At 43.6% G+C, this 4903-nt stretch carries 3 protein-coding genes; all 3 read left to right on the forward strand.

Going from position 1 to position 4903, the window contains the following annotated elements; all coding sequences use genetic code 11:
* Nucleotides 1–2739: type VII secretion protein EssC (essC, locus tag HMPREF0849_RS08235; RefSeq protein ID WP_033605419.1), on the forward strand; the 2739-nt coding region annotated here is incomplete at its 5' end.
* Nucleotides 2740–2754: 15 nt separating this feature from the next.
* A complete protein-coding gene (locus HMPREF0849_RS08240; protein ID WP_001030004.1) occupies nucleotides 2755–3123 on the forward strand; it encodes a hypothetical protein in 369 nt (122 codons plus the stop codon).
* A 13-nt stretch (nucleotides 3124–3136) separates the two neighbouring features.
* On the forward strand, nucleotides 3137–4903 hold a 1767-nt coding region (locus HMPREF0849_RS10060; RefSeq protein ID WP_009013726.1), incomplete at its 3' end, for a hypothetical protein.

Genomic DNA, 4903 nt, shown 5'->3' on the forward strand with positions numbered 1-4903 from the left:
CAACTGGTCATGGAAGAAGGAGTTTTGAAAGAGACGGACTTCCGTTTGGACCACTTCCCAGCAGATTATGACAAGGAGCGGATCGCCCGTACCTTGGCACCGCTCAATCACCTCCAAAATCTTAAGAGTTCGATCCCAGATTCTGTGACCTTTATGGAAATGTATGGGGCGGAGACCTTTGAGGATTTGCAGGTATCGAGCCGTTGGAAAAAGAACGCACCTTACAAGAGTTTGGCTGTGCCAATTGGTCTGCGTGGTCAAGATGACCTGGTTCAGCTCAATCTGCATGAAAAAGCCCATGGACCTCATGGTTTGATCGCAGGGACGACTGGTTCAGGGAAGTCAGAAACCATCCAATCCTATATCCTATCCCTCGCTGTTAACTTCCACCCTCATGATGTGGCTTTCTTGCTGATTGACTACAAGGGTGGTGGGATGGCCAATCTCTTTAAAAATCTGCCCCATCTCTTGGGGACGATTACCAACTTGGATGGTGCCCAATCTATGCGGGCTCTGGCTTCGATCAATGCGGAGATCCATCGTCGTGAACGACTCTTTGGAGAGTTTGAAGTCAACCATATCAATCAATACCAGAAAAAATTTAAAAACGGAGAAGCGACAGAACCGCTCCCTCACCTCTTCCTCATCTCAGATGAGTTTGCGGAGCTCAAGGTTAACCAGCCAGACTTTATCAAGGAGCTGGTATCCATCGCTCGGGTCGGACGTTCCCTCGGGGTCCACTTGATCCTAGCTACTCAGAAGCCATCTGGTGTGGTGGATGACCAGATCTGGTCTAACTCACGCTTCAAGATCGCACTTAAGGTGGCGGACCGTTCGGACTCAAATGAAATGCTTCATACACCGGACGCAGCCGAGATCACTCAGACAGGACGTGCCTATCTACAGGTCGGGAATAACGAAGTCTATGAGCTCTTCCAGTCAGCCTGGTCAGGGGCAGATTACCAGCCGGACAAGGACGATATGGGGATTGAGGACCATACTATCTACCTGATCAATGAATTGGGCCAATATGAGATCTTGAATGAAGACTTGTCAGGCTTAGAAGATGTGGATGAGATCAAGGAAGTTCCAACAGAGTTGGATGCGATAGTGCACCATATCCAGCTCTTGTGTGAAGAACAAGAGATTCCTCCAGTACCACAGCCATGGTTGCCACCGCTCAAAGAGCGAATCGCACTAGACGAACTGGAAGAAGTGCAACCAGCAGTAGCCTGGGCACAAGAGAAACCACTCTCAGTTCTACTTGGAATGGCAGATATCCCGCAGGCCCAGAAGCAGGAAGCTGTCTCTATCAATCTCTCCAAGGATGGTCATATCCTCCTTTACGGAAGTCCGGGTACAGGAAAGACCACCTTCCTTCAGACTGCTGGTATGGACTTGGCTCGCAAATTCAGTCCAAAGGCTCTTACCATGTACTTGATGGACTTTGGTACCAATGGTTTGGCTCCATTGTCCAAGCTTCCACAGGTGGCAGATACCATGCTTTTGGACCAAACGGAGAAGATCTCTAAGTTTGTACGAATCATGGAGAGAGAACTTAACCGTCGTAAGAAACTCCTTGCGGACTATGGTGTTGGGACCTTAGACCTCTACCGTCAGGCCAGTGGTCAGGAAGAGCCGGCTATTGTCATCCTCTTAGATAGCTATGAAGCCTTCAAGGAAGAAGCCTATGAGGCGGAACTCTTCAAGCTCTTGGTGCGTATCTCTCGTGAAGGTCTCAGTATCGGGGTTCACCTCTTAGTGACAGCCGGTCGTCAAACCAACCTTCGTGCTCAACTCTACTCGAACTTCAAGCACCAGTTGAGCCTGCCACAGAATGAGGCAGGTGAAGTGCGGGCTATCGTGGGCTCTACGCCCCTTGCCATGACCATGGAAGACATCAAGGGACGTGCCCTTATGAAGCGTGAAGAGGTAGATGTCATCCAGCTGGCTCTCCCAGTTTATGGAGCCAATGATACTCAAGTCCTCAACAACCTGCGCCAAGCAGTCGCTTCCCTCCAAGAAGCCTGGACCGGACAGCGCCCAAGTGCCATCCCGATGGTGCCAGAGGAGTTGACCGAGAAAGACTTCTATAGCCGAGCAAGCGTGCAGACTGCCTATGAACACGGCCTCGTGCCATTAGGACTTGACTTGGAGACAGTTGAGCCTGTTACTTGGAACCTGGCTAAAGGCAATCTTCTCTACTTAACAGATAAAGAAGAGCAGATGACAGCCTTGGTGAGACACATTGCCAAAGGGAAACAGAAGGTCATCGTCTTGGCACCGAAGTATCATAACTTACCTGAAATGGAAGGAGTGACGATTCTTGCAAGTCCAGAGGAATATCTAGAAGGCTTAGATATGATGGAGTTCAAGATTCAGGAACGGTTAGAAGGCAAACAGCGAGAACATGTCGCAACAGTAGTTATCTACAATTTAACTGAATTGGTGGGAGAATTAAACTCAGAAGCGCTTGATACATTGGCTTATGTCCTAGATAAAGGAATACGAGCTGGATATGGTTCTCTTGTAATGAGTTCGCCGTTGATTACTAAACACATTGATGTGGTCTCAAAAACGGCTCGCTCTTATAAGCAGGCTGTTATCGGGCTTCGCTTAAGCGATCAATCAGTTCTGACTGTCACAAATAGACCTGTTCGTGAGCCACAATTAGAAGAACAAGAACACTACTATGTTTCCGATGGGGTAGCAAGTAGAATGAAAGTATTAATGATATAGAAAGGGAAGATAGCTATGGCTAAAGATATTAAAACTATTATAGCGTTGACCAATGCCTTGTATAGCGCTTCGTCAGTAACAAGCCAAGCGGCTAGTAGAAAAGCAGAACTAGAAGCTGAGCGAAAGAACGTTAAAAATGAATCTACAGATATCTGGACATCCTCATCGTTGTCATCTTATATTGCAGGCGAAAAGTATGATGATGAGGCAAAACAAGAGAGAGAAGATTTGGACAAATTAGAGAAAATGCTGTCTGAAAAAAAGGATGAGATTTTGTCTTTGCTGGATAGTAAGATTTCGGAAGCAGAATCAGATTTACAAAGCGCTCGGTTGGCAGAATCAAATGCCCGGTACGCCTTAAATATGGCTTTAAATGGCAACTAGAAAGGAGAGGTAGATGTCGATACAAGTGAAAAATATAGCCGGTTTAGACAGCTATGGAACTAGTATTCATAGTTTTGGCGGACGTTTTGAAGAAGCGGCGAGTGATACAGTCCGAGAGTTTAATACTAGCCTTGAAGGTGAGAAGGCAGAGGCCATTAATGCATTCTTTGAGAAGTTGAATGCGATACAAACAACGGTATTTAAAGATGCTCCAAAGGCTGTCATGACCTATGGTCAACAAGTTTTCACCTTTACGGGAGAATTGAAAGGTTTGGGTTTTTCTTCCTTGGCTTTTACAGATGATGAATCTATGACCACTCTAACGAACTCTTTGGAAGCCCAGCAACGTGATGTAATTGCAATAGTAAAAAGTAAAGTCATAAAAGTAGTTCAGCAAGCTGTTGATGTAATGGGAGAAGGGGATGCCACAATTTCTAATTTTGATTCCACAGCTGACAGTTTGATTTTGGAGGAAGTGAAGTCTCGAAAGGAAACACATAAGGGAATTAAGACTGCTCATGAAAAACTAGAGACTGACATAACAAAGTCAGCCGAGACCTTTGAGTCTTTAGCAATTTTGACTCAAAATGCCAAGGCCATAACTTCTATTCCAGCTTTAAATATTTTGGATGCTATCCAACGAGGTGACTTAAGACAGGATAATGTCAATTATCTTGATGCGGCTTATACCTCTGATGATGTTGAAATCATAAAGGTTTTAATTTCTGAATCTAGATATAAGACAAAAAAAGACTATTTTGAAAAATTAGCCAGAGCGAAAGTGGATGATGCTAGTCTCCCAACGACGATGCTAGTTGCCAATCGTCTAGAAAAGGCTGCTGAGAAAGGTGAAGTTGATGGATTAGGGGCATTCTTTGAGGTTCTTTCTAATCGAGATGTGAAAGAGGTTCAAGTCTATACAGCGAAATTATCATCTAGTATTGATACGATTGTAGATGGCCTTAATGCTAAGGGGCAATCGTTGAGAAAGCCTATGCCAAAAGACTACAATAGTAAAGAGTATGAAGAATGGTTAAAAGAGGAAGAGGAAGCAAAAGAACGCTTAAAAGCATTAAAGGAAACCTCCGTTCGCTATGGTCGTCTAAATAATATTTTAACGTATATGAATACTGAAAAATTTGGAAAGACCACAATTACGGCTAAAAGAGTTTCTCTAGGCAATGGGGAAATTGGTGATTTTACAGCGACGACTAAACGAAATATTAAAGCAGGAAGTTTTACCTCTTCGAAGAAGAATGGTGAATATACCTTTACAATCCAAGATTTAGGAATAGATCGAAAAGATGGCTCTGAAACGATTAGTGTAAGTAGTTATAAGGAGCAGGATCAGCTTAAAAAATTAGATAAAATGGAAGAACTTAGAAAGCAAAAAGACCGTTTATGGCTGGAATCGGCTTATAATACAACTAAGAACATTGTATCTATGAACCCGGCTGCAGGTTTCTTTTGGAATATGGTAGAAGCAGCAGCAGCAACCAAAGAGGAGAAAAACATATTTGATGCTATAGCTAAAAATGGTACAAAGGCACTGAGTGAAACTGATTTTAAAAAATATAAGAATATAAAAAAAGCTAGTTCACATGTTGCTGGTGGTTTCTTAGAACATTTTGAGAAAGCTCAAAAGATTCAATCAGAGTTGGAAAAAATGGATAACGATCTTTTAAATCAAGAAATGGATACAGGTGCTACAGCAATAAAAGAAGGAAATAGCTATAAGCATATTTCTGGTCAATCTCGTTATGACTTTGAGGCCAATCTT

The sequence above is a fragment of the Streptococcus sp. C300 genome (genome assembly GCF_000187645.1).
Classification (GTDB): domain Bacteria; phylum Bacillota; class Bacilli; order Lactobacillales; family Streptococcaceae; genus Streptococcus; species Streptococcus oralis_CQ.

What these genes read in the sequence shown, in the direction of transcription:
- HMPREF0849_RS08240 (WP_001030004.1), top strand. Translation starts at nt 2,755, where the DNA reads ATGGCTAAAGATATTAAAACTATTATAGCGTTGACCAATGCCTTGTAT.